Genomic DNA, 15,737 nt, shown 5'->3' with positions numbered 1-15,737 from the left:
CTGCATCTCGACAGAGCATCTAAATGATATACCATTTACATTCCGCTGGGATTCACGGATTGGCAAGTCCCTTTCCGTGGGCAGACGACACAAATTTGAAGTATGCGTGACATTCCAAGCACACCGCGACCAGAAACGAGGCAAATGATGAGCACTGCGATCACATCCACCGAACTGAAAACCCTGATGCCGCTGCTCGCGCGCCATGAAGGAGTGTGGGAAGGCGTCTACCGGTATTATGATGCGGCCGGAAACAAGATTGACGAGCATCGTTCGCGCCTGCTCTGCCGCTTTCCGGGAACCGGCCCGGCCTATCACCAGACCAATCTCTACAAATGGGATGATGGACGCACCGAAGTGCGCGATTTTCCTGCCAGCATCGTAAATGGCCGCATTTCCTGGGATAATGAGCTCATCAATGGCTGGGCCGCCGATGTCCCGCTCGATGATTTCAAGCGCACGACCATGCTCAACTGGACCCGCACCGGCGAGCCGGACCTCTATCTCTATGAGATGATCCAGATCTCCGATGACGGACAATCGCGCTCACGCACCTGGCAATGGTTCAAGCAGGACCGCCTGTTCCAGCGCACCCTGATCGACGAGACTTTCATCAGCCCCGACTGGAAATCCTGGGAGAGCAAACCCTTCTGAGGACGGAGGGTTTCGCCCAGATTGAGAAACAGGAAACAGGTGAGGCCGGAGCACTGCTCCGGCCTTTATCATTCTGAATTATCAGCGCATTTTCTGGTCGTCAGCGCTGCGGTTTCTGGATGCTCCCATCCTTGATGCCGAGATAATAGGTCCAGCTCGTCATGTTCGGGCGCGGGTCGCCGGGCGGCGGCGGGCTCGCATATTCGGGATAATGCGCGGCGATCTCCGCCTTCATCGTCTCGGAAAGCTCGTCAAAGCTGGCGAGCTTGTGGCCGGAGGTGTGCATGTACATCATCCCCTCCCGGCCGTTCATCATCATCCAGGGCAGCCAGTCTGCAATCCGCGTCCAGGCGACCGTCACGATGGCTGTCTTCGTCGACGGGTCAAGCAGGTCCTGCGTCCGGCCGAAGAAATTGAAAAGCTCCGTCGCGTGATAAGTTCCGCCGACTTCTTTCTGGAAATCCCCGGCCAGCGGGTTGGGATACCAGAGCGGGAAGGTCGACTGCATCCACCAGTTCGGTCCCCCGATCTCGCCGCTCCAGGTCGCCGGCGTGCCGTCCCGGTTCACCTGGTAGCTGCGCCAGTTCACCGGATCATTGGCGACGTGCAGCACGTCCACCGTTTCGCCCGACCACGGATTATCCCAGGTCTTGAGAACCTCGCCGGTGTCCTTGTCCTTATAAAGAAGGATTTCGCGCGAGACGAGGTGGAAGCCCGGCACGCCGTCCTCATTCGTGATCGAGGAACAGGCGCGGATGTTCATGCCTTCGACATCGAACAGGTGGCGGTCGCGCTCGCCCTGCCGGCGCGACAGCGCCTTGCCATGCCACCAATAGACGACCGGCTCGTTCTCAACTGTCGAGCACTGGACCTTGCGCTGGATCGCCATAGCATCCGCCGGCACCGAAGGGTCCAGCCGACGCCCCTGCGCCTCACCGGTCGAGGCACAGGCCGAAATCAAGATGGCAGCGGTCGCCGCCGCCGCAAGGCGCAACATATGCATAGGTCCTCCGAAGTTTGGTATATCTTTTATTGTTATATCTTTTACATCTCATAAACCGGGCGCCGCGCCAAGACGCTTTTCGGCCCGGCGCGCAAAAATTCCGCCAAGCGACAGGCCGAGCCCGCCGGCAACCCAGGGCAGCGTCCGCGCCCAGACGGCGCCCGGCCCTGCATCCAGCCCGAATTCAAACGCCAGCGACACGCCAAATCCGCCGAGGATCGCCGCCAGCACGGCCGCCCCGCCGGGCCGCCAGCCCAGCGCGCGCGCCACGACGACTGGCCCGAAGCTCGCCCCCAGCGCGGTCCAGGCAAACAGCGTCCGCTCGAAGATCGTCGCCGGCAGCGCCAGCGTCAGCGCCACGGCAGCGGCGCTCAGCCCGGCCATCGCCACCCGCGTTGCCAGCACGGTGCGCCCGCCGAAAAGCCGCGCCGCGCCAAGGTCATGGCTGATCGCCCCGCCCGCCACCAGGAGCTGGCTGTCCACCGTCGACATGATCGCCGACAGGATCGCCGCCGCCACGATCCCGGCGAGAATGCCCGGCAACAGGTCCGCCGCCAGCTTGAAGAACACGCCCTCCGCCGGGGCCTCTGCGCCCAGCAGCGCCCGCGCCGAAAGGCCCAGCACCGCCATGCCCGCATAGACCAGCGCGCCCCAGCCGATCGCGACGCCGGCGCCGGTCACCCGCGCGCGCGCATCCCGCGCCGCCATGATCCAGCTGATCAGATGCGGCTGGCCCAGCGCGCCGAATCCCGTCGCCATCAGCCCCGTCACGAAGCCCGCCGCCACCCATCCCGCGCGCCCGCCGAACGGATCGAGATATCCCTCCGGCGCCGCCTCGAGCGCCTGCGATATTCCCGCCATGCCGCCCGCCGCCAGGAAGGCCATCGCCGGCAGCAGGATCGCCACCAACATCATAACCAGCCCCTGCACCGTGTTGATCACCGACACAGCGAGGAACCCGCCCGCCAGCGTATAGCCGAGGATGATCGCCGCCCCGAGCACGATGCCGCCGGCAATCCCCGTCCCGAACAGGTCATCGAGCGCGATGCCCGCGCCCTGGAATTGCGAGGCGATGTAGTAGGAAAAGCTGAACGCGATCATCCCGCTCGCCGCGATGCGGATGGTACGCGCCGTGCCCGGCCCGGCCCCCGCCGTCAGAAAAGAGGTCAGCGTCAGATGCCCGTCTTCCCGGCTCGCCCGCTGTAGCACCGGCCCGGCAAACAGCCACACCGCCGCATAGCCCGCGAGGATCCCCGGGATCATCCACAGCGCAGACGGTCCCACCGCATACACAAAACCAGAATAGCCCAGCAGCACCCAGGCGCTCGAACTCGACGCGGCATAGGCAAGGCCTGACACCACCGGCCCCAGCGCCCGTCCGCCCAGCAGGAACGTCCCCGCCTCGGCCCGGACCCGCCGGCTCGCCCAATAGCTCACGCCAATCAGAAGCGCCGCATAGACGGCCAGCGTCAGCAGCGCCGGAAGGTTCGCCCGCACCCCGCCCCGCTCCGCCCGTCAGCCCGCAGGCGCAGGCGCCGGCATACCCCGGAAGCCCAGCGGCAATCCGGCCCTCGGCGTGAAGCCATAGAGCTCCTCACCGGGCAGCGCTTCGGCCACCATCGCCCGCGTCGCCATCAGCGCCTCAAGGTCAATCCCGGTCTCGATACCCATCGCCTCGAACATGAACACAAGGTCTTCGGTAACGACATTCCCGCTCGCCCCCGGCGCGGTCGGGCAGCCGCCCAGCCCGCCCAGCGAGCTGTCAAAGGTCGTGATGCCTTCTTCATGGGCGGCCAGCACATTCGCCAGGCCGAGGCCGCGCGTATTATGAAAGTGCACGCCCGTCAGCGCGCCTGCACCCACCGCCCCGCGCACCGCCCGGATCAGCCGCCGCACAGAGGCCGGATCGCCATAGCCCGTTGTGTCGGCAAGGCCCACCTCATCACAGCCCGCCGCCATCAGCGCCTCGGCGCAGGCCAGCACCTTCGCCTCCGCCACCGGCCCTTCCAGCGTGCAGCCAAACGCGGTCGACAGCGACCCTTCAAAATGCGGCCGGCGCCCTTCCGGCAGCTCAGCCAGCCGGTCGGCAATTACCTTTGCCTCTGCAATTACTTCAGCATGTGTCTTGCGGATATTGCGCAGCGAATGGGTCTCCGACACCGACATTGGCAGCGTGATCTTGTGCGCGCCTCCGGCGATTGCCGCTTCTGCACCCTTCAGGTTCGGCACCAGCACCGCCACCGTCAGGCCCGGAATCGTCACAGCCTCGGCCAGCACCTCGCCCGTATCCGCCATCTGCGGCAGCAGCTTTGGCGAGACGAACGAGCCAATCTCGATCTCCTTCACGCCCGCCGCCGCCATCGCGCGGATCCAGCGCACCTTGTCTGCCGTAGGCATGACGGCCTTGCAGTTCTGCAGCCCGTCGCGCGGCCCGACTTCGCTGATCAGTACGCTGCCCATCAAATTCCACCTGCTTCTGCTGACCGGTCAATTACGCCGCTTGAAAAGATATATCATTTGAGCAAGTAATGGCAACACGGCGCGTAAGGAAGTCAGGGGAGTGAAATTCATGAGCGAAGCAGGCGGACCCTTGTCCGGGCTGAAAGTGCTCGAATTCACCCATATGGTGATGGGCCCGGCGGCCGGCCTTGTGCTGGCCGATCTCGGCGCCGAGGTGATCAAGGTCGAGCCCATTGGCGGCGACAAGACGCGGCGCCTGCGCGGCTCCGGCGCGGGCTATTTCCCGATGTATAACCGCAACAAGAAAAGCCTCGCGCTCGACCTCAAATCCGCTGAAGGCAAGGCCATCGCGCTGGCGCTGGTGGATGAAGCCGATGTCTTCATCGAGAATTTCCGCCCCGGCGCGCTCGACGCCCTCGGCTTCGGCTATGGCGATCTCTCCGCCCGCAATCCAAGGCTCATCTACTGTTCCGAGAAGGGCTTCCTGGATGGTCCGTATGCGCACAGAACTGCGCTCGATGAAGTCGCCCAGATGATGGGCGGCCTCGCCTATATGACCGGCCCGCCCGGGCGCCCCCTGCGCGCCGGCGCCTCCGTCATCGACGTCACCGGCGGCATGTTCGGCGCCATCGGCGTCCTCGCCGCCCTGCAGGAGCGCCACACCACCGGGCGCGGCCGCCAGATCACCGCCTCCCTTTTCGAGACGACCGTGTTCCTCGTCGGCCAGCATATCGCGCAATACGCCGTCACCGGCGCGCCGGCCGCCCCCATGCCCGCCCGCGTCTCCGCCTGGGCCGTATACGACGTATTTGAAGTCCAGGATGATGAGCGCGTCTTCGTCGGCGTCGTCTCCGATGGTCAGTGGACGGCGTTCTGCAAGGCCTTCAACCTTGATGACTGGGGCGCAGACGCATCGCTCGCCTCCAACAATGACCGCGTCGCCCGGCGCGACATCCTCCTGCCGCGCCTGCGCACTCTGTTTGCCGGCTATACAAAAGACGCGCTGATGCAGAAGCTCGAAAAGATCGGGCTGCCCTTCGCGCCGATCCAGAAGCCGGAAGACCTGCTGGACGATCCCCACCTCCTCGCCGGCGGCGGCCTGCTCGACATGCAACTGCCCGAAGGCCCGCGCGTCGCCCTGCCCGCCCTGCCGGTCTCGATTGATGGCCAGCGCCCGGGCCTCACCATCGACCCGCCCCGCATCGGCGCGCATTCAGAGGAAATCCTCGCCCACCTCGGCCATTCGCGCGAGGCGATTGCAGACCTTGTCCGCCGCGGCCTTGTCCAGACGCCGCAATCGGTGACTGCCAATCCTCAGACGGCGGAATAAATCCAGGGCCGCGCAGCCCGGTCCGCCGCAAGGAACGCCTCGATCTCATCGCCCTGCACCAGCGTCAGCCCGATCGGGTCCAGCCCCTCCATCAGCAGCCGCTTCGGATAAGGCCCGATCTCGAACCGCCCCGTCCAGCCGGGCCGCGCAGGGCTCGTCACTGTCTGCGCGCCAAGGTCCACCGCGATCTCTGCCCCGCCCGCCTCCGCCAGCAGCGCGTCGACCTCCGCCTCCGGCAGCGCGACCGGCAGCAGGCCATTTCTCAGGCAATTGCCATGGAAAATGTCACCGAAAGATTTTGCGATGATCGCCCTTATGCCGAAATCCTTCAGGGCCCAGACGGCATGTTCCCGCGAGGATCCGCAGCCGAAATTCGCCCCGGACACAAGAATGCTCGTGCCTGCCTGATCCGGCCGGTTCAGCACGAAGCCGGGGTCAGGCTCGCGCCCGCCCGGCTCGGTATAGCGCCAGCCCGCGAACAGGCCCTCGCCGAGGCCCTCCCGGCTCACCGCCTTCATCTCCCGTGACGGTATGATCTGGTCGGTATCCACATTGTCCACGGGCAGCGCCGCGGCAAGCCCCGTATGCTGACGAAACGCCTCGGGCATCAGCCGACTCCCTCCGCCGCCAGAATATCCGCAGGCGTACAGATATGCCCCGCCACAGCCGAGGCTGCGACCACCGCGGGGCTGGCGAGATGCGTGCGCACGCCCGGCCCCTGCCGGCCTTCAAAATTGCGGTTGGTGGACGACATCACCCGCGTACCTGCCGGAAACGTCTCCCCGCCCGCATAGAAACACATCGCGCAGCCGGGCTCGCCCCACTCAAAGCCCGCATCAATGAAAATCCGGTCGATGCCCCGCGCCGCCGCCTCGCGCCGCACGGCCTGCGATCCCGGCACGCACACCGCGCGCACCCCCGGCGCCACCCGCCGGCCCTTCAGCACTGCGGCCGCCGCCTCAAGATCGCTGATCCGCCCATTCGTGCACGAACCAATGAAGGCCCCGCCGATCTTCAGCCCCCGGATCGCTTCGCCCGCCTTGAGCCCCATATAGGCCAGCGCGCGCGCGTCTGCGCCGGCAGGTACACTCTCTCCCAGCGCGGCCGTCTGCTCCGGGCTCGTCCCCCAGCTCACCTGCGGGCGCACATCGCGCGCATCAATCACGATCTCCGCATCAAACGCCGCGCCCTCATCCGTCGCCAGCCCCGCCCACAGCGCCTCTGCGCCTGCCATATGCTCCGGTCCCGGCCCGAACGGGCGCCCGGCCACATAGGCCAGCGTCTTGGCGTCCGGCGCAATCAGCGCAGTGAAGGCGGCAAACTCCACCGCCATGTTGCACAGGGTAAGCCGCCCTTCGACCTCCAGCGCCGCAACGCCTTCGCCGGCAAACTCGAGTGCCATCCGCTGCCCGCCGCCCGCGCCATGTTTTGCGATCAGATGCAGCGCCAAATCCTTCGCCGTCACGCCGGGCGCGAGCCGGTGCGTCACCGTCACGCGCATCTGGCGCGGCTTTTTCAGGCGCAGCGTGCCCGTCGCCATCGCGTGCTCTGCATCGCTCGAGCCAATGCCCCAGGCCAGCGCCCCCAGCGCGCCGAGGCTGCAGGTATGGCTGTCCGGACAGGCGAGCGTCAGCCCCGGCAAGGCAATGCCGAGTTCCGGCGCCACGACATGCACAATCCCCTGCGCCGCATCATCGGTGTCAATGAGGTGCAGGCCCGCCGCCTTCGCCATCGCGCGGGTCTCGGTGATGAAGGCCTCGCCGCCCGGGCTCCTCGCCTCGTCCCGCCCCCGCCCGGCGCGGAAGGAGACGATATGATCCATCACGGCAAACACACGCGCCAGATCGCGCACGCGGTGGCCCGCTTCCGCTAGCGATTTCAGCGCCACGCCCCCGGTGCGCTCATGCAGCAGCAGCCGGTCAATGGCGATCAGGTCATACCCGTCGCCCGCCTCCGCCACCCGGTGGAGCTGCCAGAGCTTGTCAAAAAGTGTCGGCACGCGGGGCCTCGCATAAAAGATATATCCTTTATGCACCCGCCCCGCCGGCAAATCCAGCCGGTATTCGCGGTCAGTCCGCCGCCGCCACCTCGAAGGCCAGCACAGCCGAATAGGACCTCAGCGCGCTCGCCGCCTCTTCCGGCGCAGGCGCAATATGGCGCACCAGCAGGGCATGGATGCCGGGCGTGAGCCCCGCCAGCATCACCCGCCCGTCCGCCTCCACCGTCACGGGCACGCCGTCCCCTTCGCCCGCATACGCGCCATAGGCCGTCAGGTGATACGCCTCCTGCGGCGCAAGGCCCACGCCATCAAACCGCACGGTAAACCCTGCCGCCGCCGCGCCCGGCGCGAGCAAAAGTGAATCCGGCTCGATCGACAGCGTCCCCTGCGGCGCCAAGGCAGGCCCGCGCAGGCTATCCCCGCATCCGAAATAGGCTTCAGACACCGTCACCGCCTGCGAGGACAGGATCTCCGTTCCCGGAGCAAAGTCCGGATCGTCCGCCGCCGCGCCAAGGCGCACATATCGCCCGCCCTGAACCGCCACCCGGCCCATCCGCCCGAGACGTTCCCCGCTTGTCAGCCGGTAGACGCCCGGCCCCGGCAGCGCGCCGGCAAGCCGCACCAGCGCCGCATCGCGGTGGACCGGCCCGAAGCCCGCCACCTCGCCATCCGGCCCCACCAGTGCAAACGACCCGGACTCCAGCGCCACTTCCGGCGCCGGGAACCGGTCGCTGAAGCTGGCAATCGCCGCTGCCATTCCGCAGGCGGGATAGCGGAACTTGTCGGGCATCACGAAACCCGCATGCGCGCCCGCCGGCCCCGCCAGCGCCAGCGCGCCAGCCAGGGCTGCAAGCGCCGCCCGCGTCCGCCTCACGATCCCTCTCCCACCGGCGGCGTCAGCGCCACCCGCTCGGCCAGCGGCGCAAGCTCATGCGTCACGTAGCTGCGCACGATGCCGCGCGCCTCGGCCACTGCCAACGCCGTTTCCCGCCGCCCGGCAGCCACCTCATCGCCCAGCGCCAGCAGCGGATTGTAAAGCTCTTCGGTCTCCCCTTGCACGGTCAGGCCAAAGCGCGGGCCTTCAGCCGCAATCCGCGCCCATTCGGCCCGCACGCCCGCCCAGTAATCTGCCGTAGCGGCCCAGTATTTGTCCGCCAGCGACAGGTCCGCGCCCTCCAGCCGATTGTACGTGTTCACACCAATTTCGCGCGCGATCAGCTGCGGCGCGCCGGTCGCCAGGTCCAGCTTGTCATTGTCCTGCTCATGCACCCAGCCGGCCGGGGTGATCACATGCCGGTTCACGGCGTTGATCGCATGGTAATCATCCCTTGTCGTCATGTCGCGCCGGGGCAGCGGGCGCCACTCATGCGGCGGCGCCCATGTCGGCGTGCCGAAGGCATAGTCCCACGCCGCCACCGCCGAATAGCGCGGGGCATCTTCCACCTGATAGACCGTCTGCGACCATGTCCCCCGGCGCTCCGCCTGCGGAACATCACGCCAGGCCCAGGCATTCGCCCCGGTGAATTCCAGCACCCGCTCCGGCTCATACTGCCAGTCCTGCCGCCAGTGTTTCAGCACCATCCGCTGCCCGCCAGCCGGAATGATGAGGATATGCTGCAGGCTGATGAAATCACCCCGGTCCTCGATCACGCGCACCGCCTCCAGCGCGCCGGAAAGTTTCTGCGGCTTCAGGCTGTAGCCCTCGCGGAAGGCGACCGTCTCGATGAAATCAAACGTCACGCGGTAATCGCCCGCCATCGCCAGGATCGCCTGCCGGTCGCGCTCGAAGGAGGCCCCCGGGTTCGCCTGCGCCTGCGCCTCAGCTGATACCTGCGCAGCAGTCTCCGCGCTCGCACTGGCCGGCAGGCCGAACGTCAGGGTCGCGGCCAGCATCAGGCTGGCAGCGGGGCGAAGGGAAAAGCGAGCCATCAGGCACCTCCATCTTGGGCGGCGTCTTCCGGGAGGCCGCCGCTTGAAAAAAACCGATGCCTGCTGATTATTGCAATTGCGAGTCACTTGCAATCTCAATTTCGATCTGCTTTAGCGTTTTGCGAATTGTTCGCAAAAAGGACCTGCCATGCCTGATTCCGCCCCGGCGCCCCGCCTCCAACGCACGCCTTCCCGCCCTGCCTGCGCGCTCAAGGCGCCGCTGCTGCTCACCGCCGCGCTCGCCGCACTCGCCCCGATGGCGGCCCAGGCCGAAGCCCCCGACGCACCCGAGCAGCGCGAGGAAACCATCACTGTCTATGGCACGTCCAACCCCCTGCCCGTCTTCGACTATCCGGGCCAGGTCACTGTCATTTCGCGCGACACTCTGGAGCGTATCCAGCCGAGCACGATGTCAGACCTGCTGCGCGATGTGCCGGGCCTCGAATTCTCCGGCGGCCCCCGGCGCACGGGTGAGACGCCCAGCCTGCGCGGCCTCGGGCGCGAGAACGTCCTGATCCTGCTCGACGGGGCGCGCCAGTCCTTCATCTCCGCCCATGACGGGCGCTTCTTCCTCGATCCCGAACTCGTGCGCACTGCGGAAGTCGTCCGTGGGCCTGCCTCTGCCCTTTATGGCTCAGGCGCGGTCGGCGGCGTCCTCGCCTTCGAGACGGTCGATGCGGCAGACCTGCTGCGCGAGGGCGAGACCTTCGGCGCGCGCCTGCGCACCGGCTATCAGAGCGTCAATGAGGAATGGCTCGGCGCCCTCACCGTCTATGGCAGGACCGGCGGCCTCGACGGCATCGCCAGCTTAGGCCTGCGCCAGTCCGGCGACATCGCCCTTGGCTCCGGCGCCGACCTGCCCTCGGAGGACGAAATCTCCACCGGCCTCGTCAAGCTCGGCTACCGCTTCACCGATGCCCTCTCCGCCGACATCGCCTGGCAGAAGTTTGCCAACAGCGCCGTCGAGACCAATAACGGACAAGGCACCGGCAGCACCGGCGACGCGATCCTCGACCGCGACGTCAACAAGGACATCACCAGCGAAACCTGGCGCGCGGGCCTCGCCTTCAACCCCGACTCCCGCCTCATCGATGCCCGCCTCACCGTCTATAATGCGCTGACCGCCGTCGATGAGTTCGACCCCTCCGATTCCCGCCGCACCCTGCGCGAGATCGAGACCAATGGCGTCAGCCTGCGCAATGCCGCGCGCTTCAGCGCCGGCCCGCTGGACGCCGTGCTCACCCTCGGCGCCGACTGGTATGAGGACAAGCAGGTCGGCACCGATTCTGCCGCCACCGGCGGCATCCGCGGCGGCGTCCCCAATGGCAGCGCGGAATTCACCGGCCTCTTCGCCCAGCTGGAGACCGAGATCGCCCGTCCCCTCGGCCTGCCCGGACGGCTGATCGTCATTCCCGGCATCCGCCATGATGCGTTCGAGAGCTCCTCCAGCCTCAGCCCCGACGGCGCCTCCGACAGCCAGCTCTCCCCCCGCATCGGCGCGAGCTACGCCCCCGCAGACTGGCTCCGCCTCTTCGCCTCCTATTCGGAAGGCTTCCGCGCGCCCTCCCTCAACGAGCTCTATCTCGATGGCACGCACTTCTCCGTGCCCCACCCCATCCTCTTCAACCCGCAGACCGGCAGCTTCATCTTCGCCACCAACCGCTTCGTGCCGAACCCCGACCTGAAACCGGAATCGAGCGAGACGACCGAGCTCGGTTTCGGCCTCGACTTCAAGGATCTCCTCACCGGCGGCGACCGCCTGCAGGGCAAGGTCTCGTATTTCGAGAGCGATGTGAGTGACCTGATCAACCTGACGGTCGACTTCGCCTATTCCCCCACCTGCTTTGCCGCGCCCACCTTCCAGCCCTGCACGGCGGGCACGACCAACTCCGCCAATATCGACGGCGCAAAACTGAAAGGCTGGGAGGCCGAGGCGACCTATGACGCGCCCCTCTGGTATGCCCGCCTGAGCGCCTCCACGATTGAAGGCACCGACGTCTCAACCGGCGAGGACGTCGGGACGCTGACACCGGACCGCATCGCCCTCGACGCCGGCCTGAAGCTCGACGACTGGAACACCCGCCTCGGCGCCCGGATCCAGCACGCAGCCGATTTTGAGCGGCGCGCCCTCTCCGGCGGCGTCCTCACCGTCACCGAGCGGCGCGATGCCTATACCGTGCTCGACCTCTACGCCTCCTGGCGCCCGGCCTTTGCGCCGTCCCTGCGCCTCGATGCCGGCATCGATAATGTCTTCGACGAAAATTATGAGCGGGTCTTTCAAGGCGTTTCGGAGCCCGGCCGCAACTTCAAGATCGCCGCCTCCTGGCAGTTCGGCAGATAAGGCGGAGGCGACAGCCATGTGCGTGCCGATCGACGACTTCCAGATGCTCTGCTGGCTGCGCGGCCAGCTGCGCATCCTGACCGCCTGGCGGGAAGAACTCGCAAGCCGCCCGGATCAGGACCTCGAGGCGCTCAGCCGCCTCGAGGCCCATCATGACTGGCTGCAAAGCGAACTCGGACGGCTCGAATCAGCGGCCTGAACCGGCGCCGTCCCGCCGCCATCCAAAAAACTCCGGCCTGTGGCCCGCCAGCCGCACTCCCGGCGCCAATCTTTGTCAATCTGTCGTATTTCTTGCACGATGCGGGCGGTCCGGCAGCAACCGGCTCCCTTTTCCTTAGGCTCTTCCCACGCAATTCCGCCCCTCTCTGACCAAAAAGCGGGCAAAATTTCCCTTGCCCCGTCCCGAAGGCTGTTTTTTGGTCAGTTATCGACATGAAATCGCGGGAGCTACCTTCTGTGCAGCCGAGGGCACGCCGCTGGTCTAAGTCGTGTCAATCAGCAAGATATGCGAGGGGAAAGCAGATGTTGACCACCAAACCAGCCACCACCAAAGCCGCCTGGCTGCGCACATCCGCGTGCGCCACAGCGCTCCTGACCGTGTGCGGGCCAGCCGCCTTTGCGCAGGACGCGCCCATCACCGTCACGACAGAATCCGAAGCTGAAGCGGTCCAGCAGACCATCACCGTCACCGGCTCGCGCATCCCGACCGATCCGAACCTCGTTTCCTCGATTCCGGTCCAGTCGATCACCGGCGATGATTTCCGCCTCTCGGGCGAGATCAGCGTCGCCGACATCGTCAACGACCTGCCAGCCCTCATCTCCTCCACCACCTCGGAAAACTCCGCCACCGGCCAGAGCGCGCTGAACCTGCGCGGCCTCGGCACCACGCGGACGCTCACCCTCATCAATGGCCGGCGCAGCGTCGGCGGCTTCGAGGGCAGCCAGGCCGTCGATATCGGCACCATCCCGACCTCGCTGATCGAGCGCGTCGAAGTCATGACCGGCGGCGCCTCGGCACTCTACGGCGCTGATGCCGTCACCGGCGTCGTCAACTTCATCCTCAAGGACAATTATGAAGGCTTCGACCTGGATGTCAGTACCGGCATCTCCAGCGAGAGCGACGCGCAATACCTGTCGGTCAAGGCCCTGTTCGGACGCAATTTTGCCAATGATCGCGGCAATATCGTCGTCTCGCTCGACTATGTTGATGACAGCGCCCTGCGCTATGGCGACCGCGACTGGTCGCGCGACAATGGCGTCGGCCGTAACCAGGCGAACCCCGCCCTGCGCTTCCAGCAGGGCGATATCGGCGCCGGCACGCCGAACTTCGCGAACTTCTACAATTTCGACAATACCGGCCGCTATCCCTATGGCCTCGCCATCCCGGCCCGGCAGACCTTCATCAACCAGTATACCGCCGCCTTCGGCGTCGCCCCGAACCTGACGCCGGCCGAAGAAGCCCTGTTCGAGCGGCGCAACACCTCGCCTTCACGCGCCATCCTGCGCCAGCCGACCTTCTCGATCAGCTCCAAGCGCGGCGTCATCGCACCGGGCGACTTTGACCTCGCCAATCTGGATATCGACGGCAATGGCCGCGATGACTGTCTCGACAGTTTCGTCGGCTGGAACTCCACCCTCGTCGGCACTGGTTCCTTCGGCCTCGCCGGCGGCTGCTGGGTCGTCAATGATGACGGCACGGTCCGCCCCTATCGCGACGGGCTTGTCGCCGGCAACTTCAACGGCTTCGGCGGCGACGGCATCGAGGACAATTTCAATCAGGGCTTCCTGATCCCGGAAACGGACAGGGCCACGATCAATGTCCTGTCCAATTATGAATACGCCCCCGGCCACAAGATCTTCGGCGAATTCATGTATGGCAGCACGGTGTCGCGCTATGGCTCGCCGCTGAACACCTTCTATGACCTGCTCTACGGTGCGCCGGAGAACCCGTTCATCCCGGCCCAGCTGCAGGGCGTTGCGGACGCAACCGGCGGCCTCTGGATCACCCGCGACCCGACCGATCTCGGCCCGAACGTGGACCAGACCAAGCGCGAAACCCTGCGCTTTGTCGGCGGCTTCAAGGGGGAGATCAATGATGGCTGGCAATACGACATCTCGCTGAACCATGGCCGGTTCACCCGCCGGGTCACCGACAACAACTTCGTCCTGCTCGACCGGTTCTTCGCCGCCATCGATGTGATCAGCGATGCCAATGGCAACCCGATCTGCCGCTCGGATGTCGATCCGTCTATCTTCCCGACGACGATCTTCGATATTCCGGCCTTCGATCCGGGCTATTTTACCTTTCGGCCCGGCGACGGGCAGTGCCGCCCCGCCAATATCTGGGGCGGGCCGAATTCGATCAGCCCGGATGCGGTGAACTTCATCACCACCACCGTCTATGACAAGCTCAACCTCGAACAGACGGTGTTCTCGGCGACCCTTGTCGGCGACACCCAGAAATACTTCTCCCTGCCGGGCGGCGCGATCGGCTTCGCAGTCGGCGCCGAATACCGCGAAGAGAAAAGCAAGAACCAGCGCAACCCGTTCGATCTCGGCATCCTGCCGGAAGGCACCCCCTTCACGCCGGGCCAGTTCGTCTCCGATGTCAGCGGCAACGGCTCGCTCGGCTTCAATGCCGAAGGCCAGTTCTTCAACTCCTCGGGCAGCTACGATGCGACGGACGTCTTCGCAGAGATCCGCGTGCCGGTCCTGCGCGATGTCATCCTCGCCCATGAGCTGACGCTCGATGCCGCGATCCGTTATTCGGATTACTCCACCATCGGCTCGACCGAGACCTGGAAAGCCGGCTTCTCCTGGGCGCCGGTTCAGGACATCAGCTTCCGCGGCACGGTCTCCCAGGCCATCCGCGCGCCGAACATCATCGAGCTGTTCGGCCCAGACAACCCGGCGACCTTCCGCCCGGTTGACCCCTGCGACGCCAACGAGATCCAGAACGCGCCCAACCCGGCCATCCGGGCCGCCAACTGCCTCGCAGACGGCCTGCCCGCGACCTATACCGATCCGCTCTCGGCCCGCTTCCTGGGCGTCATCGGCGGCAACCCGAACCTGAAGGAAGAGACCGCCGACACGATCACCCTCGGCCTCGTCTTCCGCCCGCGCTTCCTCGATCGCTTCTACCTGACGGTCGACTATTGGGATGTGAAGATCGACGACGTCATCCTGCGCGTTGCGGCCCAGGAAATCGTCGATACCTGCTATGACAGCCCGACCTTCCCGAACGCCTTCTGCAACCTGTTCGAACGCAACCGCAACCAGGCCTCGCCGCAGTTCGGCGGGTTCACCTTCCTGCGCCAGAGCGACATCAACTTCGCCAAGATCGAGGCCCGCGGCATCGACATCGCGGCGAACTACAGCTTCGATATCGGGGCCAACACCTTCGGTATCCGGGGCGTCGCGACCCAGCAGAAGCGGCTGAACGAATTCCCGAGCCCGAACGATCCGGACTTCGTGGTTGACCGTCTCGGCCAGCTGCAGCGCCCGGAATGGGCCGGCAATCTGACACTCACCTGGGATCGCGGCCCGGTCCTCGCCGGCCTGCGCACCAGCTATCAGGGCAAGCAGCTCTTTGCCGGCGTGCTGAACTCGCAGATCGAGAACAACACGTTCAGCCTCGAGAATGCCCAGTCGGACGAAACCTTCGTGTTCGACCTGTTCGGCCGCTACACCTTCTCCGAGAAGCTGGAATTCTATGGCGGCGTGAACAATGTCGCCGACGAGAAGCCGTTCATCACCGAGGAAGCCTGGCCGGTCAGCGCCCGGGGCCGCTACTTCTTCGCCGGCGCCCGCCTCCGGATGTAGGCCGCAGGGGCGCTCATCCGCCCACAAACAAAAAACCCGCCCGGATCGCTCCGGGCGGGTTTCTTTTTTGTCTGACGCCAGAGGTGGCTCGGTTCGTCTGAACAGAATCCGGTCGCTCTATAAGTGGATTTCTGCCCTTCGGGTTATGCCGCAACCGGGATTGGTTGCAGCCCGTTGAAGTAGGCCTGATCCGGCGTTT

General features: G+C 65.9%; 12 protein-coding genes. 5 read left to right on the top strand and 7 right to left on the bottom strand.

What is annotated here, in order from left to right:
* Positions 1–147: 147 nt before the first annotated feature.
* Positions 148–654, top strand: a complete 507-nt coding sequence (locus ACK4SV_RS00060) for a DUF3598 domain-containing protein (RefSeq protein ID WP_409915736.1) — start codon at positions 148–150, stop codon at positions 652–654.
* A gap of 100 nt (positions 655–754) precedes the next feature.
* On the opposite strand, the gene ACK4SV_RS00055 is transcribed toward ACK4SV_RS00060, so the two are convergent.
* The 3 genes from ACK4SV_RS00055 to ACK4SV_RS00045 are packed head-to-tail and all read right to left on the bottom strand — an operon-like array spanning position 755 to position 4,117.
* Positions 755–1,657, bottom strand: a complete 903-nt coding sequence (locus ACK4SV_RS00055) for a DUF1838 family protein (RefSeq protein WP_409915735.1) — start codon at positions 1,655–1,657, stop codon at positions 755–757.
* Positions 1,658–1,705: 48 nt separating this feature from the next.
* The gene (locus tag ACK4SV_RS00050; protein WP_409915734.1) at positions 1,706–3,154 is read right to left on the bottom strand and encodes a sodium/proline symporter; all 1,449 of its coding nucleotides are present in this window, start codon (positions 3,152–3,154) and stop codon (positions 1,706–1,708) included.
* Between the two features lie 18 nt (positions 3,155–3,172).
* Positions 3,173–4,117, bottom strand: a complete 945-nt coding sequence (locus tag ACK4SV_RS00045; protein WP_409915733.1) for a hydroxymethylglutaryl-CoA lyase — start codon at positions 4,115–4,117, stop codon at positions 3,173–3,175.
* 109 nt (positions 4,118–4,226) lie between these two features.
* Here ACK4SV_RS00045 and ACK4SV_RS00040 point away from each other — a divergent pair, with 109 nt between their 5' ends.
* Positions 4,227–5,447: a CaiB/BaiF CoA transferase family protein gene (locus ACK4SV_RS00040; RefSeq protein WP_409915732.1), complete on the top strand. Its 1,221-nt coding sequence runs from the start codon at positions 4,227–4,229 to the stop codon at positions 5,445–5,447.
* Here ACK4SV_RS00040 and leuD read toward each other — a convergent pair.
* From leuD to ACK4SV_RS00020, 4 genes are all read right to left on the bottom strand, one after another.
* Positions 5,432–6,055: a 3-isopropylmalate dehydratase small subunit gene (leuD, locus tag ACK4SV_RS00035; RefSeq protein WP_409915731.1), complete on the bottom strand. Its 624-nt coding sequence runs from the start codon at positions 6,053–6,055 to the stop codon at positions 5,432–5,434. The genes ACK4SV_RS00040 and leuD overlap by 16 nt on opposite strands.
* Positions 6,055–7,446: a 3-isopropylmalate dehydratase large subunit gene (locus ACK4SV_RS00030; RefSeq protein WP_409915730.1), complete on the bottom strand. Its 1,392-nt coding sequence runs from the start codon at positions 7,444–7,446 to the stop codon at positions 6,055–6,057. The genes leuD and ACK4SV_RS00030 overlap by 1 nt, the downstream gene beginning before the upstream one ends.
* A gap of 70 nt (positions 7,447–7,516) precedes the next feature.
* The gene (locus ACK4SV_RS00025) at positions 7,517–8,320 is read right to left on the bottom strand and encodes a hypothetical protein (RefSeq protein WP_409915729.1); all 804 of its coding nucleotides are present in this window, start codon (positions 8,318–8,320) and stop codon (positions 7,517–7,519) included.
* On the bottom strand, positions 8,317–9,375 hold the full coding sequence (locus ACK4SV_RS00020) for a DUF6607 family protein (RefSeq protein WP_409915728.1): 1,059 nt from the start codon (positions 9,373–9,375) through the stop codon (positions 8,317–8,319). Before ACK4SV_RS00020 ends, ACK4SV_RS00025 begins: the two co-directional genes overlap by 4 nt.
* Before the next feature lie 148 nt (positions 9,376–9,523).
* Between ACK4SV_RS00020 and ACK4SV_RS00015 the strand changes: the two genes are divergently transcribed.
* From ACK4SV_RS00015 to ACK4SV_RS00005, 3 genes are all read left to right on the top strand, one after another.
* Entirely contained in the window at positions 9,524–11,716 is a 2,193-nt protein-coding gene (locus ACK4SV_RS00015; RefSeq protein WP_409915727.1) for a TonB-dependent hemoglobin/transferrin/lactoferrin family receptor, read from the top strand.
* A 16-nt stretch (positions 11,717–11,732) separates the two neighbouring features.
* Positions 11,733–11,915 carry a hypothetical protein gene (locus tag ACK4SV_RS00010; protein ID WP_409915726.1) on the top strand — a complete coding sequence of 61 codons (183 nt, stop codon included), beginning with the start codon at positions 11,733–11,735 and terminating at the stop codon, positions 11,913–11,915.
* Positions 11,916–12,238: 323 nt separating this feature from the next.
* On the top strand, positions 12,239–15,538 hold the full coding sequence (locus ACK4SV_RS00005; protein ID WP_409915725.1) for a TonB-dependent receptor domain-containing protein: 3,300 nt from the start codon (positions 12,239–12,241) through the stop codon (positions 15,536–15,538).
* Positions 15,539–15,737 lie beyond the last annotated feature (199 nt).

The organism is Hyphomonas sp. (assembly GCF_046313735.1).
Classification (GTDB): Bacteria; Pseudomonadota; Alphaproteobacteria; order Caulobacterales; family Hyphomonadaceae; genus Hyphomonas.
This window is presented reverse-complemented; position numbering and strand designations above follow the sequence as displayed.